General features: G+C 58.6%; 18 protein-coding genes. 7 read left to right on the top strand and 11 right to left on the bottom strand.

From position 1 onward, the window contains the following. Positions 1 to 42: 42 nt before the first annotated feature. Entirely contained in the window at positions 43 to 1,137 is a 1,095-nt protein-coding gene (locus RYB09_RS14955) for a tartrate dehydrogenase (protein WP_316889109.1), read from the top strand. A gap of 14 nt (positions 1,138 to 1,151) precedes the next feature. Here RYB09_RS14955 and ptrR read toward each other — a convergent pair whose 3' ends face one another. After that, positions 1,152 to 2,030 (bottom strand): putrescine utilization regulator PtrR, encoded by an 879-nt coding sequence (gene ptrR / locus RYB09_RS14960; RefSeq protein ID WP_004658151.1) that lies wholly within the window; start codon positions 2,028 to 2,030, stop codon positions 1,152 to 1,154. A gap of 102 nt (positions 2,031 to 2,132) precedes the next feature. Between ptrR and RYB09_RS14965 the strand changes: the two genes are divergently transcribed. After that, positions 2,133 to 3,524, top strand: a complete 1,392-nt coding sequence (locus RYB09_RS14965) for an aldehyde dehydrogenase family protein (protein WP_058401429.1) — start codon at positions 2,133 to 2,135, stop codon at positions 3,522 to 3,524. A gap of 357 nt (positions 3,525 to 3,881) precedes the next feature. Here RYB09_RS14965 and RYB09_RS14970 read toward each other — a convergent pair whose 3' ends face one another. Then, positions 3,882 to 4,466 carry a flavin reductase family protein gene (locus RYB09_RS14970; RefSeq protein ID WP_316889112.1) on the bottom strand — a complete coding sequence of 195 codons (585 nt, stop codon included), beginning with the start codon at positions 4,464 to 4,466 and terminating at the stop codon, positions 3,882 to 3,884. A 128-nt stretch (positions 4,467 to 4,594) separates the two neighbouring features. Between RYB09_RS14970 and RYB09_RS14975 the strand changes: the two genes are divergently transcribed. Beyond that, entirely contained in the window at positions 4,595 to 5,218 is a 624-nt protein-coding gene (locus RYB09_RS14975) for an NTP transferase domain-containing protein (RefSeq protein ID WP_058401427.1), read from the top strand. Here the strand turns inward: RYB09_RS14975 and RYB09_RS14980 are convergent. The 4 genes from RYB09_RS14980 to RYB09_RS14995 are packed head-to-tail and all read right to left on the bottom strand — an operon-like array spanning position 5,199 to position 10,050. Continuing rightward, a complete protein-coding gene (locus RYB09_RS14980) occupies positions 5,199 to 6,167 on the bottom strand; it encodes an XdhC family protein (RefSeq protein ID WP_058401426.1) in 969 nt (322 codons plus the stop codon). The genes RYB09_RS14975 and RYB09_RS14980 overlap by 20 nt on opposite strands. Before the next feature lie 2 nt (positions 6,168 to 6,169). After that, positions 6,170 to 8,386, bottom strand: a complete 2,217-nt coding sequence (locus RYB09_RS14985) for a xanthine dehydrogenase family protein molybdopterin-binding subunit (RefSeq protein ID WP_057424258.1) — start codon at positions 8,384 to 8,386, stop codon at positions 6,170 to 6,172. Positions 8,387 to 8,395: 9 nt separating this feature from the next. Beyond that, the gene (locus tag RYB09_RS14990) at positions 8,396 to 9,379 is read right to left on the bottom strand and encodes a xanthine dehydrogenase family protein subunit M (protein ID WP_316889117.1); all 984 of its coding nucleotides are present in this window, start codon (positions 9,377 to 9,379) and stop codon (positions 8,396 to 8,398) included. After that, positions 9,379 to 10,050 (bottom strand): (2Fe-2S)-binding protein, encoded by a 672-nt coding sequence (locus RYB09_RS14995; protein ID WP_316889119.1) that lies wholly within the window; start codon positions 10,048 to 10,050, stop codon positions 9,379 to 9,381. Before RYB09_RS14995 ends, RYB09_RS14990 begins: the two co-directional genes overlap by 1 nt. A gap of 894 nt (positions 10,051 to 10,944) precedes the next feature. Here RYB09_RS14995 and mqo point away from each other — a divergent pair. The 3 genes from mqo to RYB09_RS15010 all read left to right on the top strand — a co-directional run bounded on the left by mqo (position 10,945) and on the right by RYB09_RS15010 (position 16,318). Then, positions 10,945 to 12,588: a malate dehydrogenase (quinone) gene (gene mqo, locus RYB09_RS15000; protein ID WP_058401565.1), complete on the top strand. Its 1,644-nt coding sequence runs from the start codon at positions 10,945 to 10,947 to the stop codon at positions 12,586 to 12,588. 359 nt (positions 12,589 to 12,947) lie between these two features. Continuing rightward, on the top strand, positions 12,948 to 15,944 hold the full coding sequence (locus tag RYB09_RS15005; RefSeq protein WP_316889122.1) for an ATP-binding protein: 2,997 nt from the start codon (positions 12,948 to 12,950) through the stop codon (positions 15,942 to 15,944). Further along, positions 15,941 to 16,318, top strand: coding sequence for a response regulator (locus RYB09_RS15010; RefSeq protein ID WP_057430892.1), 378 nt, complete (start codon positions 15,941 to 15,943; stop codon positions 16,316 to 16,318). Before RYB09_RS15005 ends, RYB09_RS15010 begins: the two co-directional genes overlap by 4 nt. On the opposite strand, the gene RYB09_RS15015 is transcribed toward RYB09_RS15010, so the two are convergent. Beyond that, positions 16,309 to 17,082, bottom strand: a complete 774-nt coding sequence (locus RYB09_RS15015) for a hypothetical protein (protein ID WP_058407495.1) — start codon at positions 17,080 to 17,082, stop codon at positions 16,309 to 16,311. The genes RYB09_RS15010 and RYB09_RS15015 overlap by 10 nt on opposite strands. Before the next feature lie 162 nt (positions 17,083 to 17,244). Next, a complete protein-coding gene (locus tag RYB09_RS15020) occupies positions 17,245 to 20,565 on the bottom strand; it encodes a type III effector HrpK domain-containing protein (protein ID WP_230018480.1) in 3,321 nt (1,106 codons plus the stop codon). A gap of 667 nt (positions 20,566 to 21,232) precedes the next feature. On the opposite strand from RYB09_RS15020, the gene RYB09_RS15025 reads away from it, so the two are divergent. After that, on the top strand, positions 21,233 to 24,061 hold the full coding sequence (locus RYB09_RS15025; RefSeq protein WP_316889124.1) for an ATP-binding protein: 2,829 nt from the start codon (positions 21,233 to 21,235) through the stop codon (positions 24,059 to 24,061). Positions 24,062 to 24,077: 16 nt separating this feature from the next. Here the strand turns inward: RYB09_RS15025 and RYB09_RS15030 are convergent, their stop codons facing one another. The 3 genes from RYB09_RS15030 to sctS are packed head-to-tail and all read right to left on the bottom strand — an operon-like array spanning position 24,078 to position 26,215. Next, on the bottom strand, positions 24,078 to 25,124 hold the full coding sequence (locus tag RYB09_RS15030; protein ID WP_230018471.1) for an EscU/YscU/HrcU family type III secretion system export apparatus switch protein: 1,047 nt from the start codon (positions 25,122 to 25,124) through the stop codon (positions 24,078 to 24,080). Beyond that, complete coding sequence (gene sctT, locus RYB09_RS15035; protein ID WP_004643252.1) at positions 25,121 to 25,939, bottom strand: type III secretion system export apparatus subunit SctT; 819 nt, start codon at positions 25,937 to 25,939, stop codon at positions 25,121 to 25,123. Before sctT ends, RYB09_RS15030 begins: the two co-directional genes overlap by 4 nt. 6 nt (positions 25,940 to 25,945) lie before the next feature. Further along, complete coding sequence (sctS, locus tag RYB09_RS15040; RefSeq protein ID WP_002553581.1) at positions 25,946 to 26,215, bottom strand: type III secretion system export apparatus subunit SctS; 270 nt, start codon at positions 26,213 to 26,215, stop codon at positions 25,946 to 25,948.

Below are 26,215 nucleotides of genomic sequence, written 5' to 3' on the forward strand. Positions count from 1 at the left end.
TGTGACTCATCCCTGACAAACCGCCCGACAAGAGTGCCCGACATGCACAACAAGAAACTGCGTATTGCTGCCATCGCCGGTGACGGCATCGGCCTTGAAGTACTGCCCGAAGGCGTACGTGTGGTTCAGGCTGCCGCCGCGAAGCACGGTCTGGAGCTGGAGTTCGAATACTTCGAATGGGCCAGCTGCGATTACTACCTGAAGCACGGCAAGATGATGCCGGACGACTGGTTTGAACAGCTCAAAGGCTTCGATTCGATCTTTTTCGGTGCCGTGGGCTGGCCGGAAAAAGTGCCAGACCACATCTCCCTCTGGGGCTCACTGCTCAAGTTTCGCCGCGAGTTCGACCAGTACGCCAACATCCGTCCGGTGCGGCTGTTTCCCGGCGTGCCCTGCCCGCTGGCCAATCGCGAACCGGGCGACATTGATTTCATCGTGGTGCGGGAAAATACCGAAGGCGAATACTCGTCGCTGGGCGGGATCATGTTTGAAAACACCGAAAACGAGTTCGTGTTGCAGGAATCCGTGTTCACCCGTCGCGGTGTCGACCGTATTCTCAGGTTCGCTTTCGAGATGGCCAGCAAACGCGAGCGCAAGCACGTAACGTCCGCGACCAAATCCAACGGCATGGCGATCAGCATGCCCTATTGGGACAAGCGCACCGAGGCGATGGCCAGTCAGTACCCGGACATCAGCTGGGACAAGCAACACATCGATATTCTGTGCGCGCGCTTCGTGCTGCAACCCGAGCGCTTCGACGTGGTGGTGGCATCCAACCTGTTCGGTGACATCCTCAGCGACCTCGGCCCGGCGTGTGCTGGCACCATCGGCATTGCGCCGTCGGCCAACCTCAACCCGGAGCGTAATTTCCCCTCGCTGTTCGAACCGGTGCACGGCTCGGCACCCGACATCTTCGGCAAGAACATCGCCAACCCGATTGCGATGATCTGGTCCGGCGCGCTGATGCTGGAATTCCTCGGCCAGGGCGATGAACGCTTCGCAGCGGCTCATGACGAGATCATCACCGCTATCGAGCAAGTGATTGCCAGTGGCGACGTCACACCGGACCTGGGCGGCAAGTGTTCGACCCAGGAAGTGGGTGCAGCGATTGCCGGACGGGTATCTGCCGCGCAGTAACTGCCGACGTTACCTCATCCGGCTTGCGGCGGTCTGGCCTGTTCTTCCAGCAACTCCACGAAGCGAGTCAGGCTGCGCGATACGGTGCCTCGACGCCAGATCAGCCAGGTGTGCAGGTAACGAAACTTTTCGGACAACGGCCAGACACTGACTGTGGCACAACCGGGCATGCTTTCCAGCATGCTGCGTGGCATCAGCGCCAACCCGGCACCGGCGCTGACGCAGGCCAGCATGCCGTGGTAAGACTCCATTTCGTGGATCTTGCCCGGCACTGCGGCGTCCTCGGTAAACCAGCGTTCGAAGTGGTGCCGGTACGAGCAGTTGGCACGAAACGCGTAGATGCTTTCACCGCTCACATCCCGCCCGCGCTTGACCGGCGCATGGTTGAGTGGCGCGATGATGACCATTTCCTCTTCGAATACCGGCACACCCTCGAGCGATGGATGCAGCACCGGCCCGTCGACAAACGCAGCAACCAGGCGCCCGGCAAGCACACCGTCGATCATGGTGCCGGACGGCCCGGTGGACAGGTCCAGTTCGACCTTGGCGTTTTGCTGGTTGTAGACCGCCAGCAGCGCAGGAATCCTCACGGCCGCCGTGCTTTCCAGCGAGCCCAGTGAAAAAGGCCCTTGTGGTTCTTCGCCGGAAACCGCCAGCCGCGCTTCCTGTACCAGGTCCAGTATGCGCCGCGTGTAATCGAGAAAATTCCAGCCGGCAGGCGACAGTCGCAAACGGTGTTTTTCGCGAATGAACAGGTCTACGCCCAGATCCTGCTCCAGCTGTTTGATACGCGTCGTCAGGTTCGAGGGCACGCGATGAATATGCTGCGCAGCGGCGCTGATGCTGCCGTGTTCAGCCACCGCCTTGAACATCTCCAGCTGAACCAGATCCATTTCATTCTCCAATCATGAACGATACGCTCATTATTATTCAGTTTTAGAAAGCATTGCACGCCTATATTCTGGTCCCACTTCCCACCTCAACAGGATGGCGCAATGACTACTGTCACCAGCAATACCCACGCAATCTCGATCAACCCCGCCTCAGGCGAACAGATCGGCCACTACGCCTTCGAATCCGCCGCCACGCTGGATCGCAGCCTGTCGCGTGCGGCTGCCGGTTTTACAGGCTGGAAGCGCACGCCCGTCCAGCAACGTGCGCAACTGATCATCGCCATGGGCCAGGCCCTGCGCGATGACGCCGAAAACATTGCACAGATGATCAGCCGGGAAATGGGCAAGCCCGTGGCGCAGGCCAGGGGCGAAGTCGAGAAATGCGCGCAGTTATGCGATTGGTATGCGGCGCAAGGCCCGGCAATGCTGGTTGCCGAAGCGACTCAGGTCGAGCATGACAAGGCACGCATCGAGTACCGTCCGCTGGGCCCTGTTCTCGCGGTGATGCCGTGGAATTTCCCGATCTGGCAAGTCTTGCGCGGCGCAATTCCAACATTACTGGCGGGTAATACCTACGTGCTCAAGCATGCACCCAACGTTATGGGTTGCGCTTACCTGATGCTGGAAGCTTTCAAGCGTGCCGGTTTTCCGGAGGGCGTATTTGAAGTCATTAACGTGACTGCCGAGGGCGTCTCGAAGGCCATTGCCGATCCGCGCATTGCAGCCGTCACGCTGACCGGCAGTGTTCGCGCGGGCCAGGCCATTGGTGCTCAGGCCGGTGCGGCACTGAAGAAGTGCGTGCTGGAGCTGGGCGGTTCCGACCCGTTCATCGTGCTCAATGACGCGGACCTGGATCAGGCTGTGAAAGCGGCTGTCATCGGTCGTTTCCAGAACACCGGGCAGGTCTGTGCGGCGGCCAAGCGGTTGATCATCGAGCAAGGTGTGGTCGAGGAATTCACGCGCAGGTTCGTTGAGCAGACTCGCCAGTTGGTGATCGGCGATCCGTTGTCCAGCGAGACCTACATTGGTCCGATGGCACGCTTTGATCTGCGCGATGAACTGGATGCTCAGGTTCAGGACACTCTTGCCGAAGGCGCGACGCTGTTGCTGGGCGGCAAGAAGGCTGATGGCCAAGGCAACTACTACGAGCCGACCGTACTGGGCGACGTGACCGACCAGATGACTTCCTTCAGACAGGAGCTGTTCGGCCCGGTAGCATCGATCATTACCGCCCGCGACGCGCAGCACGCTCTGGAGCTGGCCAATGACAGCGAATTCGGCCTGACCGCGACGGTCTACACGCGTGATCTGCAGTTGGCAGAACGCATGACCGAAGAACTGGAAACCGGCGGTGTGTTCATCAACGGCTACAGCGCTTCAGACCCACGCGTGACGTTTGGCGGCGTTAAGAAAAGCGGCTTTGGCCGTGAACTCTCGCACTTCGGTGTACGCGAGTTCTGCAATGCACAGACCGTATGGCGGGATCGTCACTGAGGGTTGGGAAAATGCCCTCTTGACCATGCTGGAGCGTGAGGAACGATGGGTGTCTGGAAAACACCATCGTGCCAATGCTCCGCGTTGGCATGCATTGGGTGACGCTCCGCGTCACAGATCTGCAGCCTGGCTCGATATCGAGCGCAAATAAGTATCAGGCTTTGGTGCCGCCTGTTTCTCAGGCCGGATTGATTGATGCACCATGGCTGCAATGTGACGCAGAGCGTCACGAAATGCATTACCACGCGGAGCGTGGGAACGAGCATTATCGGGGGTGTCAGCCCTGTTTTTCGGGCTTTTCAAGTCTGGAGTGACGATGAGCGCTCTGCGTCCAGTCTTCGCAACAGCGCAGAGTGATCATTCGTCGCCCGTTTCCACCACCGCAGGCTCACCAATCGTATAGAAATGCCCGCCCGCCACGTAATGAAGGCTGCGCCATTTCGGGTCGGCCTTTTCGAATGCCCAGTGCCCGTCGTTGAACACACGGGTGTCAGCCCAGGCGCCGATGACTTCGCCAATGAACAGGTCGTAGGTCTGTTGATTGTGCGGCTCCGGGATGACCTTGCAGATCAGCCAGGCAGAGCAACCGACAACCAGCGGCGTGACATGATCTTCAATCAGAAACAGGTCGACATTGGCTTTATCAAGCTTGTCCGGGGTGAAGACCTTGCTCTGAGTGCCGACGTCGAAGGTCATCTGCAATTGATCCAGATTGGGCACCTGCAACGCAAAATAACCACTCTTCTCCACCAGCTCGCGGGTTTTGGTCATCTTGTCGATCACCAGTGTCACCTTCGGCGGCGAGAAGTCCAGCGCACAGGCCCAGGCCGCAGCCATGACGTTGTGAGTGCCTTCATGACTGGAGGACACCAGCACAGTCGGGCCGTGATTGAGCAGACGGTAGGCTTTTTCCAGCTCGACAGGACGAATGTGATTGTCCACTTGAAACCCTCGAAAACATGATTCGTACCGCTACCGGCAGAGCAGCGAAATAAGGCATTCTGCGTACGCCAGCCGTACTGCATGGTGTGGCTGCACACGAACCCTCTCACGACTCATAAGGCATCGGATTGAGCAGCATAGACAGCCAGAACCCCAAAGTGTTCGCCCTGGTACTGGCGGCAGGCCGAAGCAGGCGTTTTGGTGGCGATAAACGACAGGCTGCATTGCCCTGTGGACGTACCTTGCTGACCGCAAGTCTTGAAAACGCTGGAAGAGAATTCAGCAACGTGGGGCTGGTACTGCGTGCCGACGATGACGCTGAAGCACTGGGTATTCCCGCACACGTAACAATCATCCGCAGCGAACATGCCGACCTGGGCATGGGCCACAGTCTCGCCAGCGGCATTGCCGTCGCAATGGAATCCGCTGCCGAGGCCGTCGCCATTCTGCTTGCAGATATGCCCTGGATAAAGCCGCAGACCCTGCGTGACCTGGCCGCAATGTCCAGTCCTCAGCGCATTGCCGTACCAATGCATGGCGGCCAGCGCGGCCATCCGGTGATCATTGGTCGGCAGTTCTGGCCGGCACTGCTGACGCTGAAAGGCGATCAGGGCGCTAAAGCCCTGATCATGAACAACCCGGAGGTGTGTGACGTACTGAATTGCGATGACCCTGGCATTCTGCGCGACGCCGACACTCCGTCAGCGCTGGCGCAAGCCTGTGCGCAATACCTTAAACCTCGGCACGACTGACACCGTTGGCCACGCGCAGGATGTCAGCCATCACCGCAATGGCGATTTCGGAAGGCGTCTTGCTGCCCAGGTTCAGGCCGATGGGGGCATGGATTCTCTCCAGCACCCTGGCATCCAGCCCGCCGATCCGGCCCAGACGCTCCAGACGTTTGCTGCTGGTGCGCATCGAGCCCATCGCGCCTATGTAGAACGCCTCGGTGCGTACGGCTTCGAGCATGCTCAGATCGTCCAGTTTCGGATCATGGGTCAACGCCAGTACCGCCGTCGAACTGTGACAGCCACCTTCGGCAATGAACACCGCAGGCAATACACCGCGCACCTCGACACCCGGCATCGAAAACCCTGAGGTGACCTCGACACGCGGGTCACAGACGATGACTTCATAGCCCATCGCGACGGCAAAACTGGCGCAGAACTCCGCCACCGGCGATAGCCCGGCAAGCAGCACGCGATACACCGCCCCCATACGAATGCTGATGCGTTCGCCGTCCACCTGCACCCGCGCCTCGCCCATCGTTGCAGGCCCGATTTCTCTCTGCCCACCGCCCAACTGCACGTGCCTGCTGACCAGCTCACGTCCAGCGAGCGCCTGCTCGATAGCCCCCAGATGTGCATCGGCTTGCGGGCTAGGTGCAATGAACTCGATCAACACATCCAGCACACCACCGCACGGCAAGGCCCGCGTTGGCACAAAACCGCCGTCGCCGTAGCGGACCACCTGATTAACCGGCTGAAACTGCCCTGCAGCGACCCGTTCGAGAAAGTCCTCCTCCACACAGCCGCCAGACAGGGAACCGCGATGCTCACCGCTGCTCAGCGCCACCAGCATTGCCCCGGGCCCGCGTGGGGCCGAGCCGAACGTAGAGAGAACCGTGCATAGCCAGACGGCTTTGCCGCCAGCCAGCCAGTCACGAGCCTGTTGCACCACCTGCAAATCGAGCTGTTTCATTGCTACAACCCCGCCATCAGTTTTTCCTTGCTGATCGGCAGGCTGCGCACCCGTTTGCCGGTCGCGTGATACACCGCATTGGCCACGGCAGCTGCAAGCCCGGTCACACCGATTTCGCCGATACCCCGCGCACCGAACTCACCCAGGTTGTAGTCCGGATAATCGAGCAGCAAGACGTCGATATCCGGCTGATCCGCATGCACCGGCACGACGTACTCGGCATAGTTGTTATTGACCGGCATGCCACTGCGCGGGTCATATTCACCGGCTTCGAACAACGCCATGCCGATGCCCATCACGATTGCGCCTTCCACCTGATTGCGTGCTGCCAGCGGGTTGACCACTTTGCCCACGTCAATGGCACTGACCACCCGCGAGACGCGCAGGCTGGAAATGCCCGGATCCCAGCGCACTTCGACGAAATGCACACCGAACGAGCGGAAGGAATACTTGCCCGCCTCCGGCATGCCGCTTTGAAAATTACCCTCAGCGCGCGACAGGCGCTGCCCCTTCAGCACGTCGACAAAGCTGGCGCGCTGTTCGCCGATCACCAGTTGCCCGTTTTCGACCTTGATCGACTCGGCGTCCTGCCCGGCGAACACCGCATCCTTGCTGACAGCGTACTGGCGCAACTTCTGCAACGCTTCACGCGTGGCCCCGGCAATCGCCGGCATTACGCTGGCGGTCACCCATGAACCACCGGAAACGGGGCCGGCCGGAAATGACGAACTGCCCAGCTCCACTTCAACACGCTCAACGGGAATGCCGGTCAACTGGCTGACAGTCTGCGCCACGATGGTGTATGTGCCGGTGCCAATGTCCTGCAAGCCACATTGGGCCAGTGCCGTACCGTCGGAACGCAGGATGACCCGCGCATCGGTGGGCACCTGATAGGCTTCCCAGTTACAGGCACCCATGCCGTAACCAATGATTTCATCACCTTCACGCATCGAGCCGATATCGGCCTTGCGCGCGTGCCAGCCGAATCGCTCGGCGGCTTTGTCGATGGCTTCCGGCAAGTGATTGCTGGACCACGGCAAGCCGACGCTCTGATCCTTGTCGGCCAGGTTCAGCTTGCGAAATGCCAGCGGGTCCATGCCACTGGCCAACGCCATCTCATCAATGGCCGACTCCAACGCAAACAGTCCTGGTGCCGCACCCGGCGCGCGCATGGAAGTCGGCGTACCCCGGTTGATGGAGCTGATCTTGTGGCTGACCAGCACGTTGTCGCAGGCATACAGGCTTTTGGTCACGCCACCGCAGTTTTCGGTGTAATCATCCAGCATCGACGTGTTGTTGAACGACTCGTGACGGATCGACACCAGCTTGCCGCTGGCATCGGTGGCCAGACGCAAGCGCTGGCGGGTCTCCGGACGATGGCCCACGGTGGTAAACATCTGCGCGCGTGGCAACACCAGTTGCACCGGGCGACCGGTAACCCTGGCCGCGGCGCAGGCTGCCACGGAGTGCGGCCATGGCCACAGCTTGCCGCCAAAGCCCGAGCCTATGAACGGTGCGCGCACTTCAACGCGGTCGGGCGAAAGGTCGAAAACGTTGGCAAGCAGGTTGCGGTGGTTGACCACGCCCTGAGTGCTTTCGTAAACAAACAGCTTACCGTCCTGCCACCACGCCGTGCTGGCGTGCATCTCCATCGGGTTATGCACTTCAACCGGCGTGGTGTAAGTCTGATCGACTTTGACTTTTGCACTGTCAAACGCGCTGTCCGGCTTACCCCGGTTGTGCCCGGCACCGCCATCACGGGCACCATTGACCCGCATGCCTTCGTCAAGGTCCTTGACCGCCGGGCGCTCGTCATACTCGACCGTCACGCGGTGGGCAGCCGCCCTCGCCTGCTCGAAGCTTTCGGCCACCACCAGAGCGACAAACTGGCCAGGGTAATAGACCCGGTCATCCTCGAACGGCAGGCGATGCTCGTCCGCCTTGCTCGCCGAAAGCATCTTGGCGAAGCTCAGCTTGGTGTTCGGAGTACGGTGCAAAGCAGGAAAATTGCCATGATGGAAGATATCGACAACACCAGGCATCGCCTTGGCCTGCTGATCCTTTACGGCAACCACGCGCCCGTTGGCAATGGTGCTGTAGACGCCATAGGCATACAGCATCTTGCCCATCGGATGGTCTGCGGCATAGCGCGCCTGACCACTGACTTTCTTGCCGCCGTCGATACGACGCTGCGGCACACCAATGATGTTTTCGCTCATGAGAGATTCCTAGGCCGTGAGGTCACGAAGATTGCGGACAATGACCTGCTGACCCAGCGGGATCTTGAAGGCGTTATGTTCATAGGCCCGGGAGCACTTCATCGCCAGCGCTGCGACCCGCGCAAAGGTGTCCATGTCAGCACGCTGACCGATCAGTGCACGTTCAGCCTCCACGGCCCGCCACGGCTTGGTACCCACGCCACCCAGCGCGATACGCGCATCGGTGATTCGCCTGCCGTCCATCACCAGAATCACTGCACTGGACGCCAGGGCAAACTGGTAAGAGGTACGGTCGCGCAGCTTGAGATAAGAAGAACGACCGCCTGCCAGCGGCGCATCCAGCGTCACGTGGGTGATCAGTTCGTGGGCCGCCAGCGCAGTTTCACGTTGCGGCGTATCACCGGGCAGCAGATGAAAGTCGGCAAAAGGAATATCTCGCGAACCATTGGCGCCCTGAACGGTAACCTGCCCGCCGATGGCCGCCATGCCGACGCACATGTCCGAAGGATGCGTTGCAATGCAGTGATCGCTGGTGCCCAGCACCGCATGCACACTGCGGTTCATGCCGCCGATAGCCGCACAACCGGAGCCCGGCTGGCGCTTGTTACAGGCTGAAATACCATCGCGAAAATACGGGCAGCGCACCCGCTGCATGACATTGCCGGCGGTGGTGGCCTTGTTGCGCAACTGGGTAGAAGCACCCGCCAGAATCGCTTCGGCCAACACCGGATAGCGCTGCTGTACCAGTGAATGTTTGGCCAGATCAGTGTTACTCACCAGCGCGCCGATGCGCAGACGCCCATCGGGCAGCGACTCGACCTGTTTCAGCGGCAGATGATTGATGTCCACCAGTTGCTGCGGTTGCATCACATCCAGCTTGACCAGATCAAGCAACGTGGTGCCACCTGCCAGATAGAAGCGCTGCCCCTCACCCGATGCAGTGCTGAATGCCTGCGCGGGCGATGCAGCCCGAGCGTAATCGAACGTTCGCATCAGGCAGCCCCTCCCATCTTCGAACGCGCAGACTGCACGGCCGACAGAATGTTCTTGTAGGCACCGCAGCGGCAGATATTGCCGCTCATGGCCTCTCTGACGCTGGCATCATCGGAAGGGATGTTCGGATCCTGGAGAATCGCGACCGCGCTCATGATCTGCCCGGAGGTGCAATAACCGCATTGATAGGCGTCGTGTTCCCAGAAGGCTTCCTGTACCGGGTGCAGCTTGCCGTTCTCGGCCAGGCCTTCGATGGTTGTGATGCTGTCGCCCTGATGCTGGACGGCAATGGACAAGCAGGAATTGATCGCCACGCCATTGACCAACAGCGTGCAAGCACCGCACTGGCCATGGTCGCAGCCTTTTTTGGTGCCCGTCAGTTGCAGGCGGTCACGCAGCACGTCGAGCAGAACGGCGTTGGCCGGCACGTTCAGGGTATGAACCTGGCCATTGACCTTCAACTGGATGCGCTGCTCGCCCGCTGCAGGCGCGTCACTGTCTTCGATTACAGGAGCCGCCGGGGCTGCCTGCAGCATGCCGTCGGAGGGTATCCAGGTAGACAGCGTGGCCGCAGCAAGGCCGGAAGCACCGAACTTCAAAAAGTTTCGGCGCGAAGGCTGCACGGCACTGCTGTCCACAGCAGAATCCTTGTGCTTTTTGGGTTCACTCATCAGGGTCACTCGGTAATAGCCGACGCTGCTGTAAAGCGCCGGGCGTTATTGTGTGGTCAGCCGCCTGGGCGTACTCCTGCTCAACGGCGTGCTGCCTTGATCTTTCATCGGGCTTTCATGGGTGATCAGAGCCAAAACGCTATCACCGGTTAAGTGTTTAACTGGCCAGCGCTGGTAAAGTTCCAACTGTTTGACGGGCGTCTGTATCCGGAGATTGCAGCCACCACACACCACAGTCGTGTATTGACACTAGCAGGTGGTCGGGATGCTGATTAGCCAGGCAAATCCACACACCCTTGTGAAACTGGCTCATGAATGCCGTGCGGCAGTTAAAAATGTGCGCGGGCGACGGGGTCCGGCGGATTGCCACATTCTGGCAAGCGGCTAAAGACCCGCGCATAAACGACGATATAGATGGGGGGCAGGCTGTGAAGCGTCTAAATCAAGGCATTCGCGCCCGATTTGATGATGGCATCTCGCAACCGAGGTGCACATTATGCGAAAATGCCGCGTCTTTGCCGGTATGCCACCGTGGGAATGTCGCAGCACGCGTGCATTAAATTGCACATCAGGCGTGCCTCCATGCCCCGATGCGGCGTCTCAGACTCCGTGAACAGGCTGACCAGGTGTGTTTTCTGGAGGATGCCGAGGGGTGATATTCCCGGGCGTCGCCGCACACCAACAGAGCAAATGTCACTCATGACGCTGAATCCAATGATGATAAGAAGTCAGCGCAGCAGGACATAAATTGAGGTCTCGAGCGGTATTATATTGGCCTTGTATGTCCACCTCTAGTCCCTGTGGGTGCGAGCGTTTGTCGCAGGCTTCGATGCATGTGACAGGCCGTTTCTTCAGGAGTAGTCGGCGGATGGCGTTTATCAGATGGATGACAGAATGTTTAAAAAAGTGAACACGGCCCTGCTGGGTCTGGCCATTTCCATGGGCCTGATGCCCGTGCAGGCGGCTGAAACCAAGAAAGTCGACGTATTGCTCGTCGGCGGCGGCATCATGAGTGCAACACTTGCGGTCTGGCTCAACGAGCTGGAGCCGAGCTGGTCGATGGAAATGGTCGAGCGCCTCGATGGCGTGGCCGAAGAAAGCTCCAACGGCTGGAACAACGCCGGTACCGGCCACTCGGCCCTGGCCGAGCTGAACTACACCCCGGAAGACAAGAACGGCAACGTTGATATCTCCAAGGCCATCGAGATCAACGAAGCGTTCCAGATTTCCCGTCAGTTCTGGTCGTGGCAGGTCAAGACCGGCGTTCTGAAGAACCCGCGTTCGTTCATCAACTCCACGCCGCACATGAGCTTCGTGTGGGGCGACAACAACATCCAGTTCCTGCGCAAGCGTTACGCAGCATTGCAGGCCAGTCCGCTGTTCAGCGGCATGCAGTACTCCGAAGACCACGAGCAGATCAAGAAGTGGGTTCCATTGATGATGGAAGGTCGTGACCCGGCGCAGAAGCTGGCCGTGACCTGGAGCCCGATTGGCACCGACGTCAACTTCGGCGAGATCACCCGCCAGTTCGTCGCCAATCTGAAAGCCAAGCAGAATTTCAATCTGCAGTTGTCGAGCGAAGTCGAAGACATCAATCACAACGACGACGGCACCTGGCGCGTCAAGTACAAGAACCTGAAAGACGGTACTGTCACCGAGACCGACACCAAGTTCCTGTTCATCGGCGCTGGCGGTGCTGCCCTGCACCTTCTGCAGGAATCCGGTATTCCTGAAGCCAAGGAATACGGCGGCTTCCCGGTCGGCGGTTCGTGGCTTGTCACCGACAACCAGACTCTGGCCATGCAGCACATGGGCAAGGCCTACGGTATCGCGTCGACTGGCGCGCCACCCATGTCGGTTCCGCACCTGGACACCCGTGTTCTGGATGGCAAGCGCGTAATCCTGTTTGGCCCGTTCGCAACGTTCTCGACCAAGTTCCTGAAAAACGGCTCCTACTTCGACCTGCTGACCAGCACCACCACGCATAACGTGTGGCCGATGACTCGCGTTGGTATCGAACAGTACCCGCTGATCGAATACCTCGCCGGTCAGGTGATGATGTCTGACGACGATCGCTTCGCTGCTCTGCAGCAGTACTTCCCGAACGCCAAGAAAGAAGACTGGCGCCTGATGCAAGCCGGTCAGCGCGTACAGATCATCAAGCGTGACGAAGAAAAAGGCGGCGTTCTGAAGCTGGGTACCGAAATCGTTGCTTCCAAGGACGGCTCCATCGCCGGTCTGCTGGGCGCATCGCCAGGTGCTTCGACTGCAGCGCCGATCATGCTGGGCGTGCTTGAGAAAGTCTTCAAGGACAAGGTAGCGACTCCGGAATGGCAGGCAAAACTGCACCAGATCGTGCCTAGCTACGGCACCAAGCTGAACAACAACCCGGATCGCGTTGCCGAGGAATGGGCTTACACAGCCGAAGTCCTGCAGCTGACTCCACCGCCGCCGGTGAACAAGACAGGTAATGCTCCAACACCTGCACCTGCTGCCCAGCCAGCGAAAAGCAATCCAGCCAGTGACATGGCGCTCTAAGGCTTTCACAGCTTGAAGCAAAGCCCCACCAGACATTGTCTGGCGGGGCTTTTTTGTAATTGGCACCTGCTGGCCGAAAAAACAGTTAAAACCACGCATCCTCTTGGCACCTGTTATGGTGGCAAGCTTCCTACACTCTCTGGCTTGCATCAGCAGGGCTGCCTTATTCAGGTCTCCACGCCGCACCTTCGCGGCAACCTCGCATTTCTTGCGCTGTCCACCCGGGCCGCTGGCCGTTCAAAGTCTTGTTGCGGCTGACAAAAACCTGTCCGAATCGCTCTTTGTGCCTGACGACTGCATGTCGTACCAAGGCGGCGGCAGGCTGTTTCCGGTTGAAATACCCTATGGAGTTCACGCAAATGATCGAGCCCATTCTGGATGCAAGTCCTGATGCAGCGCTTGAAGCTGCGCTCGCCGAGTGTGCCAGTGAACCGATTCGGGTCCCCGGCGCAATTCAGCCCCATGGCGTATTACTCAGCGTTGCAGGCAACCCGCTGTGTATCGAGCAAGTCAGCGCCAACTGCGCAAACGAGCTTGGGCTGGACAGCGAAGCGTTGCTGGGCAGGCCTCTGTCAGTGCTGTTATCGCCCGAGCAGGCGACGATTATCGAAAATGCGTACCACCACCCTGCTATCCCACACATTGATCCGATACGACTGACGCTGGGAAGCGCTCACTACAGTGCTTCGCTGCACCGTAGCGATGACGTGCTGATTATCGAACTGGAACCCTTCGTCGAAGCCGGCCACGAACAGTCCAGAATCATTACCCGTGTGTTGCGCAACCTGCAGGCAGCGACCACGCTGGAAACGCTGTTCGATATCAGTGTTCACGAGATTCAGGCACTTACCGGTTATGACCGGGTGATGATTTACCGGTTCGAGCCCGAGGGGCATGGCAAAGTCGTTGCCCAGGCGTTGACCGGGCTGCTGCCCAGTTACAGTGGTTTGAACTTCCCGGGCTCGGATATTCCTGCCCAGGCGCGAGAGCTGTATCGTCTGAACTGGATTCGGGTGATTCCGGATGCAACCTACGTTCCGGTCCCCCTGATACCGACACTGCGACCCGCAACAGGCCAGCCACTCGATCTGGGCTTCTCGACGCTGCGTAGCGTGTCCCCTGTTCACTGCGAATACCTCAAGAACATGGGCGTGCGCTCATCGATGAGCATCTCGCTGCTGGACGGCGGCGAACTCTGGGGCCTCATTGCCTGCGGGCATCCTGAACCGCTGCTGGTGCCCAGAGAGCTGCGCGATGCCTGTGCAATGATCGGGCAACTGTTGTCGGTGAAAATTTCCGCAATTGTCGCAGCGGATATCCGGCGCGAACGGGAAGAGAAAGTTGCCCTGCTCGGGCAACTGGCAGATGCAATGAGTCGTGCCGACCATGACATCCTCGACGGGCTGGTGAGCCGACCCGAGCTGCTTCAGTCCTTGACGCTGGCAGACGGCGCCGCGGTTCTGATTGACGACCGGGTTCACCTGTTCGGCGTGTGCCCTGCCACCGAGCAGGTGCAAGCGCTGTACCTCTGGATTCGGGACACAGGCCTGGCACGCCAGCAGTCGGCGCAGCGCGCGACAGGCTTGCAGGGGCTGGGCGTTTTTCATACCAACGCCATGCACAAGGAGTATCCCGAAAGCGCCGCCTATAGAGACGTCGCGAGCGGCGTCATAGCCTTTACATTGCCCAAGCCGATTGATAACGCGGTCATGTGGTTTCGTGCCCAACTCACCTCGACAATGAACTGGAGCGGTAACCCGGCCCATCATGTGAGTACCAGCCCGGAGGGCTCCGCACCCCATCGCCTGCACCCAAGACAGTCTTTCGACGTATGGGAACAGCAGGTAACAGGCATCGCCAGCCCCTGGTCGCGGGGCGATCTTTATGGTGCCGAAGACATACGCCGCTCAGCGCTGGAGAACGACCTTGAGCGCCAGGTCCAGCGCGAAAAGGAGGCGGTGCGTTTGCGCGATGAACTGGTCGCGGTGGTGTCCCATGACCTGCGCAACCCGATGTCGATCATCATCATGCAGTGCGGCATGATGCAGCGATGGGCAGTCGGCGATACGCACGCTGAAAACCGCAACATCCGACGCGCACTGGGCACCATCGAGAAAGCGACAACCCGCATGAACAGTCTTCTTGAAGACTTGCTCGATACCGCACAGATAGAAGCGGGCCGTTATCAGCTTTCGCGCTTGCCGCTGGGTGTCACCAGCCTGCTTGAAGAGGCGTGCAGCCTTCTGGTCATGCTGACCACTGAAAAGAATATCGAGCTCAATTGCACCGCCGCGCAGGGCCTGGTCATCAATGCGGATCCGGAGCGAATCTTTCAGGTGCTTTCCAATCTGGTCGGCAACGCCATCAAGTTCACCCCCAAAGGTGGCCGAATCAACATCGATGCGGTCGCCAGTGAAAATGAAGTCCTGTTCAAGGTCAGTGATGACGGGATAGGTATCCCGGCGGAACACTTGCCCTATATTTTCCAGCGCTATTGGTCTGTCAAGGAAGGCAACCCGCGAGGCAACGGCCTGGGTCTTTATATATGTCAGGGTATTATCACCGCCCACGGTGGGCGCTTGTGGGCCGAAAGCTCACTCGATTCGGGAAGTGTGTTTTCCTTCACGCTGCCTATGCATCAGGGTCAGGATATCGTTGGTGAGGCGACGTTTTTAAAACAGAGCGGCACGACTCATCGACTGGCGCAATCGATCTCCAGCAAACTGGAGCGCCAGCAACTGGAAGATCGCCTGACCCGCGCGGGGCTGCTGAACGAACTGAACCATCGGGTCAAAAACACCCTGGCAACCGTTCAGGCCATCGCCTCTCTCACGGTCAACAGCTCTGCCTCACTGGAGTCCTTTCGCAAAAGCTTCGATGCACGTCTGTTCGCACTGAGCCAGGCGCATGATGCACTGGCGCGGGCAGAGTGGATATCCACGGAACTGGTCGACCTGATCGAGCAGCTTCAAGCGGTAAACGCAGGGACGTACAAGATCAGCTTCACAGGCGATCCGGTCACTCTGGAGCCGCGTTTTTCATTGACGCTCTCAATGGTTCTGCACGAACTGATGACTAACGCGGTGCAGCATGGTGCACTTTCATCAGCGGCAGGTCAGGTGACGGTGAGCTCCACCCTGAATGCCGGGCACAACCCTCCTACGCTGAAGATTGAATGGAAGGAAACGGGCGGCGCGCCCGTTGCCGCAAGCACAGTGAAAGGCTTTGGCTTTCGCTTGATACGCCGCAGTATCGAGCGGGAACTCAAAGGCAAGGCCGACATTCGGTTCGCCAGCACAGGCATCATCTGGTCGATGCTGATCCCCTGGCCAGACAAACCGGAAAGCAGCTTATGAGTTCAGAATCAGACGACCAGACCTCGCTCCCCAAAGTGCTGCTGGTCGAGGACGAAACAATGCTCGCAATGCTCATGGAAATGATGCTTGAGGACCTGGGGTTCGCTACCGCTTACCACGCCAGTTCGCTTGGCGAAGGCATTGAATACGCGCGCAACGGCGACTACGACCTGGCCATTCTGGATATCAATATCATCGGCGGTAACTCATTCCCGATCGCAGCGGCCATTGCCCATCGCGGCATACCTTTCATGTTTTGCTCCGGGTATGGGCGACTGGGCATTCCCGAGGTATGGGTTGACCGGCGCTGCGTCGCCAAACCGTTCAGTGCAGAGCAGTTGAATGAGGCCTTGAGCGAACTGCTTCAGGCCTGACCAGGTCCGCTCTCAATCAGCCTGTTATCGGCTGGCGAAGGTTTACGCTCGCGGTAAGTCGCCGCCACCACCAGCACCAGCAACACCGCGAGCAACACGGCGGACGACCCTACCGTGCCGAAATCCAGCCCGCCCTTCTCGTAGGGCTTGGTCAGCACATCGCCCAACGTCGCCCCGAATGGCCTCGTCAGCACAAAGGCGATCCAGAAAAGCATGATCGAGGACAGTCTGGTGGTGAAATGCAGGACAACGACCAACGCTATCGCAGAACCGATCAGCACCGCACCTCCGGCAAAGCCGAGCCCCGAGTCGTCGGCCAGATAATCGCCGAGCGCTGTGCCCAGCGTGTTGGAGATGAGAATCGCGAACCAGTAAAAAAGCTCACCTTTCAGCGTCGATACTCTGTCTACCGACAACGATTTCTCGCTGACATACCACGCGCAAAAAATGGCCATCAGCAGGGTAATCAGGATTGCAGAACCCGTTGCGTAGCCAAGCCCGAGTGTTCGGTCCATGAAGTCCGACATCGTGGTGCCTGCGGTACTGGTGGAAAGAATGACCAACCAGTAAAGCATCGGGTGATAACGTTTTGCGGCAAGCTGTGTCACGAGCGTGGCTACAAACAGACTTATCAGTATCAGAGAGCTGATCGCATACCCGACATCAAGCGTCATCGACAATAAGTCGCCCGCCGTTTCGCCAAGTGTGGTCGCGCAGATCTTCATGATCCAGAACGCCAGGGTTATCTGGGGCAGTTTGTTCATTGTGTCTACCTGGATGATCAATGGAGGCGTGTTTCGCAGAGCGCGAATGTCGCCATGATCAGGCTCCAGATGTTTGAAATGTGTGAGGCCGAAATGAAAAACTGATTGAAGCAGGCAGGGACTCGCATAAAAAACAGGCCGGGTTGCCCCAGCCTGTTCACATCACGAAGCGATCGTGGTTTCCTCTGGGCCGGGCCACTCACTGTCCGGCACATCATAGATGTCGCCGTTCTCGACGCCGTCGATCTCGTACTGGGTCAGGTAGTCCCTGAGGTGATCGGAGAAGCGGTCAACGCGCGTTTCCTGCTTGCCCTCCTCGATCAGACCGGGAATCAGCAACGCCAGAGCGCCCACGCCGGCTGCGGCAATACCAAGGCTGCCAGCGAGCAGCGGCAAGGCACGGACCACGCTGCCCGTCAGTTGCAGAACGCCCGCAGCGCCTTCAGCTGCAGATGCCAGACCTGCCATAGCGCCGAGAGATCCGGCAGTGATGCTCATGCCACCGGCAACCAGCTCGCCTCTTCTGATCGACTTCACTCCATCAAAGATGCCGTAAGCACCCGCAGCCACACCGGCAAGTCCACCGAGCCCCTTCGCGGCGTTTTCCAGTTTCGACAGGTTAGTCGTGATGTCCTTGTAAACGTCCGGCTCCAGTACGTCCTTGATGTCCTTGAACATGGTCGTGACGTTCTTGATGCCGCCCTCGACCAGCAACGTTGCGCTTTGTACCGAACCGGTAGTGATGTCGACGATTTGCCGATCAGTCAGGGCCCCCGCGCCATTTGCGCCTTTGGCGATGGTGATACCGGCCATGAACAGGCCGCTGACACCATGCAGGACTCCGGCACCGGAAGCGGCCTTTATCGACGAGTTATCGCTGAACAGGCCCAGCTCGGAAATGGACTTGGTGCCCTGACGCAGCAAATCCCAATTGCCCCTGAAAACGCCAAGAATCTGGTCAGACGTAGCGGGTTTGCCATCGGCATTCATCAGCAGTTCGGGGTTGCTCTTGCTGATCTCGTCGATCAGTGCCTTGACCTTCTCCTCATCCAGCGCTTCACTGCCTTCCTTGCCGAACGCTTTTTTCAGGTCCTCGAAGCTGGCATCGTTGAAGACGTTCTCCTGAGCAATCGCGGTGTAGTTCTCTGTCAGCTTGTCGTCGTATTTACCCGTGAACTCTGGGTTCAGCGCGGCGTTGTACATCGCCACTTCCATGCTGAACTGGCTGGTCGCCACTTCAAAGCTTTCAGTTTTCAACAGCTCTTTGAGGCGCTCACCGGACACCAGCGATTTTTCATAGAAGGCCTCGAAATCCTTGTTATGCGAGGATTTCTGCACTGCTTCCTGAATTTCGCCCGGTTTGCTGAAACCCAGCGCGCCCTGAACGCTTTGCGCCGAGCTGTAGAACTGAGCAAGCGCTGTCTGCTGGTCGGTCTTGCCATCCTTGGTATTGGCGTCCCACAGCTTGTCCAGCGCAGCACCGGTCTTGATATCGTTGTCGTAAGTACTTTGCAGCGCGCGCTTGAGCCCGTCGCTGCCCTCCAGCACCTTGTTTGCCTCGCTGGTGGCATTCTCGTTATAGAACTTGACTACTGCGGCATCCTTTTCAAGCATCGCTACATGTTTGTTGACATCATCGAGGAGCTTCTGCGCATCGGGATGACTGCGTACATTGTTGGCGATCTGGACCTTGGATTTGTCGTCCTTCCACATCCCGGCACCGCTGCCCTGCACGATCAGACTCTGTGCAGCCTTGAGTTCCTGAAGTACGGCAGCCTTCTGCTCTGCGCTGTAATTTTGCGGGTTATCGAACACATCCTTGTTGAGCGGGTCGGTGTTGACCTTGTCCAGCAGATTGCCTTCGGCAACGGCTTCCAGCAATGTACCTACCGCCCCGACGTCCTTCGGCGAAGCCGTCTTGATGAAGGCCTGAATGTCACCGCGGCTGGCCTTGCCATCTGTGCCCTGCTCCAGGGGACTCTTCGCATTGTCGAGCAACGCAAAGGCACCGGGTTGCGACCAGAAGTCCAACGCCTCCTTGACCTCATCACTCAACTGAGGGTTTTTCTCTTTGTAGGCTGTCAGTGCTTCAGCGTTGAAATCCGAAGAGCCGGTCTTGCCTTTGATCGCGTCATAATTTTCGTCGATGATCGCCGCATATCTGGCGATCTGCTTTGAAGCCTCATCGGCGTCAGGGTTGGCCTTGAGAAAGTCCTTGTAACTACCGATCTCCTCGGTCTTTTTCAGCTCGGGCAGCGCGGCGAAGCCCAGCTTGCCAAAATCCTGCAACCGTCCGGCCTCGGTGCCATGCTTTGCCTCGGCGCCCTTGGTGAAGCCATCAATGCTGCTGTTGAACACCTGGCCACCTGACTGAGCCTCGCCCTTCTCGTTGTACAGGGTCACCCGGTCAAGCACCTGGGCCGCACGAAACGCGGCATTGGCATCTTTTTCGAAATCGCCGACCCGCTCCTTGAGCATGTCCTTGACGCCGCTCTGGTTGCCCAGATTCTTCAACAACGGATTAGCGTCGATGATCTCTTCGGCCGAACGCTTGTCATCCTTGGGCAACTCCCACAAAAAACCGAGTTTCTCGGCCTGTTCACGTGCTTCCTTGTTGTCACCCGCTGATGACACATTGGTCATCTCGCCCTTGAGGCTTGCAAACCCGTCCTTGCCAAAGTCCTGCAGGCGACCGGCTTCAGTACCGTTCTTCGCCTCGCCACTCTTGGTGAAACCGTTAATGCTACCGTTCGCTACATCGCTACCGACAATCCGCACGCCGTTGCCATCGAACTGTTCGATGTGAGCCAGCACCTGGGTCGCGCGATAGGCTGCGTCGGCATCGCGCTCGAAATCGCCGACCTGCTCCTTGAGCATGTCCTTGACGTCACTCTGGTTACCCAGATTTTTCAACAACGGGTCACTGTCGATTATGGCCTGCGCGTCGCGCTCGTCACCTTTCGGTCGCTCCCACTGAATGCCCAGTTTCTCGGCCTGCTCACGGATGGCAGGGTCGTCAGCCGGGGATCGCACCTCATGCAGTTTGCCTTTCAGACTGGAAAAACCGAACTTGCCGAAATCCTTCAAACGACCAGCTTCGCTGCCATGCTTCGCGTCGCTGCTGCTGGTATACCCGTCGATGCGATTATTGCCGATGTCGTTGCTGGCCAGACGGTTACCATTGGCGTCAAAGGTCTCAATGTGTTCAAGCAGTTGCACAGCCCGGAATGCGGCGCTCGCATCCTTGGTGTAATCGCCCACCTGAGCGATCAGGTTCTCTTTGGCTTCGCCACGGTCGCCTCGTCCGCCCAGACTTTTGAGCAACGGGTTGTCGTCAATGATTTCCTGTGCAGAGCGCTTGTCATCTGAAGGTAACTCCCACTGGATACCGGCATCCCTGGACTGCTGCACGGCCTGCTCCCAGGCCTTGGCGTCTACCGGGTCTTTTGGCTTTTCAGTGGTGATTTTGCTGACGGAGGTCATTGTCTTTATCCTTCCATTGGTCACCAGAAAAATCACAGCGACAACTGCTGCCCGCGCAAAAGAGCGAGCTGCGCCATGAGTCAGACTGGTGCGAGCTGGGCCTGACTAAAAGGCAGAGGCACGGGACCTGATCAAAGACCAGGCATCCGCTATCACACGCGATTAAATCGAACTTGCGTTAAGAAGGGATGACACAGACCGGAAAGTTACCTCGAACAGTTATCTCAGCGACCTCATTACGCAACGCGTTACGGGTAACAAGACGGTTTACTTCTGATGACACGCTGACAAGCCATACAGCTTGAAGGCAGGGTCAATACAGCACATTGCCGGTTTTTCGCATGAATATCTCAACCGTCCAGGGCCCGAAGTCGTCGAACTCACCGAGACGCTTTATGAGGGTTGTAGAAAATTATCGCTCAGTCGACAGACGGTACTCGGGTTGACCGGCAAATGATGTCCATTACTACGGGCGTGGTTTATGCATGGCTAACTAAACGGTCACATCAGCTAATTAAGATTCAGCGTCCCACCCGAACAGGCGCGTCAAGCTCACCGAGCTGACGTTACGGGATGTAAGCAGATCAAAAAAACCGTTTACAGATCAATACCTCATGCTCCTGCAAGGTGCGGTAGCACGGCTGTTACTTCTGATACAGGTCTAAGCATGGATTTTGAAACAGGCGGCCCGGGTACAACGGTCGATATCAGAACACGTGACGCTCTCCAGGGGCAGGAAGCTATCCGCTTCGGCTCTTTTGTGCTGCACCCGCAGCAGCAGCTGTTGTTCAGGCACTCGCAGCAGGTACCGCTGGGCAGTCGCGCCATGTCTCTGCTGGTGGCATTCGCAACACGCCCCGGCGAACTGCTGGAAAAGGCCGAATTGCTGGCACTGGCCTGGCCAAAGGCAGTGGTGGAAGAATGCAACCTGCGCGCGCAGATCGTGACGTTGCGCAGAGCGCTGGAAGAGCAGGACGATTTCACTTATATCGTCACCGTGCCAGGCAGGGGTTATCGATTCAGCGCACCGGTGAGCGTGCAACCAGCAACCGCTCCTGCACTACCTGCACCTGCAAAGGACACATTTGCTGCGGCACCGGCGATAAAGCGCCAGGTGCTTGGCCGTGACGCGCTGATCCGGCAGCTGCATGAACTGACGCTGGAGCGTCGCTTGCTGACCTTGACAGGTCCTGGCGGCGTGGGCAAGACCACCGTGGCGCTGGCGCTGGCTGATAGCCTGGCTGCACATGCCTCGTTGAGCACCGCGTTCGTCGACCTTACACCGGTCAGCTGCGCTCAGCCTGTCGTGGGCAGGATTGCCTTCGCCCTGGGTTTAAGCACTGAAAACGAACAGCCGCTGCGTGACATCCCGCCCTCACTGGCAAAGCGGCCGCAATTGCTGGTACTGGACAACTGCGAGCATGTACTTGATGAAACCGCCTCTGCCGTAGAAACATTATTGGCCAATGCCCCACTGTGCTGCGTAGTGGTCACCAGCCGTGAGCCCTTACGCGTACAAGGCGAATGGGTGCATGAACTCAGCCCCCTGCAAGTACCGGACGAAAACCAGACTATCAGCGCCGAGACTGCCATTGCCTACTCGGGTGTGGAACTGTTTGTCACACGTGCCCGAGAGCAGGACCCCGCATTTGTGTTGACTGACAGCGATACCGGAGCGGTCGCAGCCATCTGCCGCAAACTGGACGGCAATCCGTTGGCAATCGAGCTGGCCGCTGCACGCGTCAGGACATTCGGCATTGCCGATCTGGTCGGGCTGCTGGACGGGAGTTTTCGCTTGCAGATGACCGGACTGCGCACCGCGTTACCGCGTCAGCGTTCGCTAAGCGCCACGCTGGACTGGACCTACGGCATGCTCACCGGGCACGAGCAGGCACTCCTGCGTCAACTGTCCATTTTCAATGGCTCGTTCACGCTTGATGGCGTCATGGCAATCGTCAATATCGGCTTGCCGGATGTACGCATGACGCTACCGATGCTGGAAAGCCTGCTCGAAAAATCCCTGCTCGGAACCTTTGACCACAGCCAGGGCAAGCGCTTTCGACTGTTGGAAACCACGCGTCTGTATGCTCATGACAAGCTCGTTCAGCTCGATGATGTGCCGCGTTTGTGCCGCGCCCACGCCCAGTGGGCACTGCGCCTGCTCAACCAGGCCAGAATCGATCTCGATCAGCTGACACAAGACGTCTGGACCCAACGCTACGCCGCAGAGATCGACACCATTCGCGCAGCACTGACCTGGGCCTTTTCGGCCGCGGGTGATCGACAACTTGGTGTAGAACTGACCCTGAGCAGCTCACCCCTGTGGCTCAGGCTGTCGCTGGTGCGCGAGTACCAGGACTGGGTCAGCCTCGGTACACCGCGTCACGTCGAAGAAAAGGCGCAGATGGATCGTCGTCAGCGTATGCGCTTGTTGACCATGTCCGGCAGTATTTTGATGCTTACCTACGGCGCCGGGCAGAAAATGCGCGAGGTCTGGCAACAGGTCAGTGAGGATGCCGAAGTGCTCAACGACTCCGAGTATCGCCTGCGCGCTTTGTGGGGCCAATGGAACGACCACACCTGTAGCAACAGGCACCGCGAGGCTCAAGAGGTAGCCTTGCGATTCCTCGCGCTGGGCAAGGATTACAGAATCGCCGACTGCCAGTTGCTGGGCAGGCGAATGCGCGCCACCAGCGCGTTTTACATGGGCGATATGAAAACCGCCGGGCAGGCGATCGAAGAAGCTCTGGGCGCTTCAAGGTCTGCTTCGTCACATATCATCGACATGCATTTCGACCAGCGAATTGCCGCACAATCATTGCGTGCCCAGGTACAGTTGCTGGTTGGCAATACCGGCCAGGCGATGGTTGCCCTGGACACCAACGTGAAGCAGGCCATTGCCCTGAGTCACCCCGCAACGCTCTGGTATACCCTGGCCATCAGTGCGATACCCGCAACGCTGATTGCAGGCACGCTGCACAAGACACGTCACTTTCTGGATGTGCTTAAAAAAAGCAGCGAACGGCAACCGCTGCATATCTGGCGTCAGTTGACCAGTTGCTACGAGAGTATCCTGCTGATCCGTGAAGGCAACCCGGCAGCAGGCGTGCCATTGCTGGGAGAAGCCCTTCAACAGCTGCGCAACCATGTGGAAACGCCGCTGTGTTCGATGCTGCACACCGAGTACGTATCAGGTCTGGCCGCACTGCGGCTTGAACCCCTTGCGCTGGAAACGCTGGATGAAATTCACATCAACGCTGTTGAACACCATGATCGTTGGTATTTGCCGGAGATCATGAGAGTCAAGGCACAGCTGATGCTCAGTCAGCCACACACTCATGCGCTGGAAGAGGTACGCAAGATGCTGACCCAGGCGCTGGACATCGCTCGGCAGGACGGTACACATTTCTGGGCCTGGCGCATCAACGCAGACCTCAACCGCCTGAAAATCGCGCCCGGTACACCAGCCCCTCGCCATTGCCCGGCGGTACATTGAAATACGGCGTCAGGCGTCAGATCAGCCGCTGCGCCACCAGCGCATCGGCCACTGCCTGAAACGTATTTTCCGGCACCGGATCACCAGCTACGCTGCGCCGGGCGATCATTTCGGCGAGACTTGCGTCGGGCCAGCGGGCAATGCCCAGCGACAAGGCCTCTGCCAGCAAGGTGCTCGAATCCTGTGACGAGGCACGACAGACCACTATCGGCACCGGTGTCTCACCGCGCACATAGCGTACGCCCACCACCCAACCTCCGCTGTCGCCAATCATCAAGGAGGCGCGCCCCAACCCAAGCTTTGTGGCCAGTGCCTGCATTTCGCGACGCTGACGCTGGCGTTCGCGCTTGATCATGGGGTCGCCATCAATATCTTTGCGCTCGCGTTTCTGCTCGCTATGGCTCATTTTCATTTCACGGCCGAACAGCCAGCGTTGCATCAGCACGTCTACCGCGCCGACCAGCAGAAACGCTGCAAGCACGGTGAATACCAGTGGTTTGAGGACCAGATAGAACGTCGACTCGATACAGCCTTCGCCGCATCGCGATGACTCCATCAGGGCCTGAAGCGCCTGGCGGCCGACGACGTAGAATGCCAGTGCCAGTAACACAACCTTGACCAGTCCCTTCAAAAACTCGATCAGGTTGCGCACGGCGAAAATGCGCTTGAAACCCTCGGTCGGGTTGATACGTTTGATATCCGGCTGAATCGGCTCGATCGAAAACACCACGCCGCGCATGGTCACGATGTTGGTCAGGATCACCGCGCCGACAGTCACGGCTACCACTGGCACTGTAATGCCGATGACAATCTGCTCGGCGTGATCGAGCAGCCGTGGCCAGACCTCTGCAAACGGCTCGATATAGATCAGTGCGCTCAGATCTATCAGTGCCTCGACCTGCGCACGTGCCTTGGGCAGCAGCACCGAGATGCACAAGGTACACAGCAGGATGACCATGCCCGACACCAGGTCCTGGCTCTTGGCAACCTGCCCCTTCTTGCGAGCGTCGCGCAGCTTCTTGTCCGAGGCCGGCTGGCTTTTTTCCTCGCTCGACTCACTCATCCCGGGCCCTCGCTGGCCAGCGTTTTCAGAACCTCGACCGTTCCTCGAAATTGCGCCAGCTGGTCAATCATGACCGGAATCAGAAACCCGATATAAACCACCATCAACACCGCAAAAAACAGGTTCTTGACCGGCAATGAAAGGTCAAAAATATGCAGGCTGGGTGCCATGCGCGACAGGTACGCGAGCATTAGATCAGTGATCAGCATCGCAATCAGCAAGGGCGCGACCATCAGCACACCAATGCGCATCACCTGGTCGAGAATGGCCAGAATGGAGGTCAGGGCAGCGCTGCTGAACAACGGCGTGAACTCGGTGACTGGCCAGAGCTGATAGCTGTGGTAGTAACCATCGACCATCAGAATAAAGCCGCCCGACATGAAAAACAGTGTAATGAGCATGACGGTCAGCAGCGTGGCCATCACGCTCGCTTCCCCCTGCCCCAAAGGGTCGACCAGCTGCTCCATGGTCGAACCCCGTTGCAGGTCGATCAGTTCGCCAGCCACCTCGGCAGCCCAGAACGGTATGCCGAACAACAGGCCGATCAGCAGCCCGATCAGCAACTCCTTGATCATCAGCCCCGCGAGGAAAAAACCGCTGTGCTCGGGCATAGAAGTGAACGCCGAGAACACCGGCAAGATCATCGGCACCGAGATCGCCACTGCCACGCAGCCACGAATCATGCCGGTCAGGCCCAGACGATTGAATGCCGGGGTAATGATCACCACACCCATCGCCCGCGAAGCTGCCAGCGATGCGGAACTGATCACCGGATAAGCGATTTCGATGAACGCATTGGTCAGATCAGCGCCCATGACGACTCATCGGGTCCACAAGGGAAAGTTGTCCAGCACCTGATTGCCCAGCTCTGCCACCTGCCCGGCCAGCAACGGCCCGACAAACACGATCACCAGCAATACCGCTACCAGCTTGACCACTTGCGGCAGTGTCTGGTCCTGGATCTGGGTCAGTGCCTGTAACAGGCCCACACTGAGGCCGACGACAATGGCCACGATCAACGCCGGAGCGGAGAGCAGCAAGACAGTCATCAGCGCCTTGTTCATCAGCGAGAGAAAAACATCCTGGCCCAC

It is taken from the genome of Pseudomonas syringae group sp. J254-4 (genome assembly GCF_032586855.1).
GTDB lineage: Bacteria > Pseudomonadota > Gammaproteobacteria > Pseudomonadales > Pseudomonadaceae > Aquipseudomonas > Aquipseudomonas amygdali.

Bases quoted from the DNA above. Each gene is read 5' to 3' on its own strand.
- mqo (WP_058401565.1), top strand. From the start codon at position 10,945: ATGTTTAAAAAAGTGAACACGGCCCTGCTGGGTCTGGCCATTTCCATG.
- sctT (WP_004643252.1), bottom strand. From the start codon at position 25,939: ATGGGCGCTGATCTGACCAATGCGTTCATCGAAATCGCTTATCCGGTG.
- ptrR (WP_004658151.1), bottom strand. From the start codon at position 2,030: ATGGATCTGGTTCAGCTGGAGATGTTCAAGGCGGTGGCTGAACACGGC.
- RYB09_RS14985 (WP_057424258.1), bottom strand. From the start codon at position 8,386: ATGAGCGAAAACATCATTGGTGTGCCGCAGCGTCGTATCGACGGCGGC.
- RYB09_RS15005 (WP_316889122.1), top strand. From the start codon at position 12,948: ATGATCGAGCCCATTCTGGATGCAAGTCCTGATGCAGCGCTTGAAGCT.
- RYB09_RS14980 (WP_058401426.1), bottom strand. From the start codon at position 6,167: ATGAAACAGCTCGATTTGCAGGTGGTGCAACAGGCTCGTGACTGGCTG.
- RYB09_RS14965 (WP_058401429.1), top strand. From the start codon at position 2,133: ATGACTACTGTCACCAGCAATACCCACGCAATCTCGATCAACCCCGCC.
- RYB09_RS15025 (WP_316889124.1), top strand. From the start codon at position 21,233: ATGGATTTTGAAACAGGCGGCCCGGGTACAACGGTCGATATCAGAACA.
- RYB09_RS15015 (WP_058407495.1), bottom strand. From the start codon at position 17,082: ATGAACAAACTGCCCCAGATAACCCTGGCGTTCTGGATCATGAAGATC.
- RYB09_RS15030 (WP_230018471.1), bottom strand. From the start codon at position 25,124: ATGAGTGAGTCGAGCGAGGAAAAAAGCCAGCCGGCCTCGGACAAGAAG.
- RYB09_RS14955 (WP_316889109.1), top strand. From the start codon at position 43: ATGCACAACAAGAAACTGCGTATTGCTGCCATCGCCGGTGACGGCATC.
- RYB09_RS14990 (WP_316889117.1), bottom strand. From the start codon at position 9,379: ATGCGAACGTTCGATTACGCTCGGGCTGCATCGCCCGCGCAGGCATTC.
- RYB09_RS15010 (WP_057430892.1), top strand. From the start codon at position 15,941: ATGAGTTCAGAATCAGACGACCAGACCTCGCTCCCCAAAGTGCTGCTG.
- RYB09_RS14995 (WP_316889119.1), bottom strand. From the start codon at position 10,050: ATGAGTGAACCCAAAAAGCACAAGGATTCTGCTGTGGACAGCAGTGCC.
- RYB09_RS15020 (WP_230018480.1), bottom strand. From the start codon at position 20,565: ATGACCTCCGTCAGCAAAATCACCACTGAAAAGCCAAAAGACCCGGTA.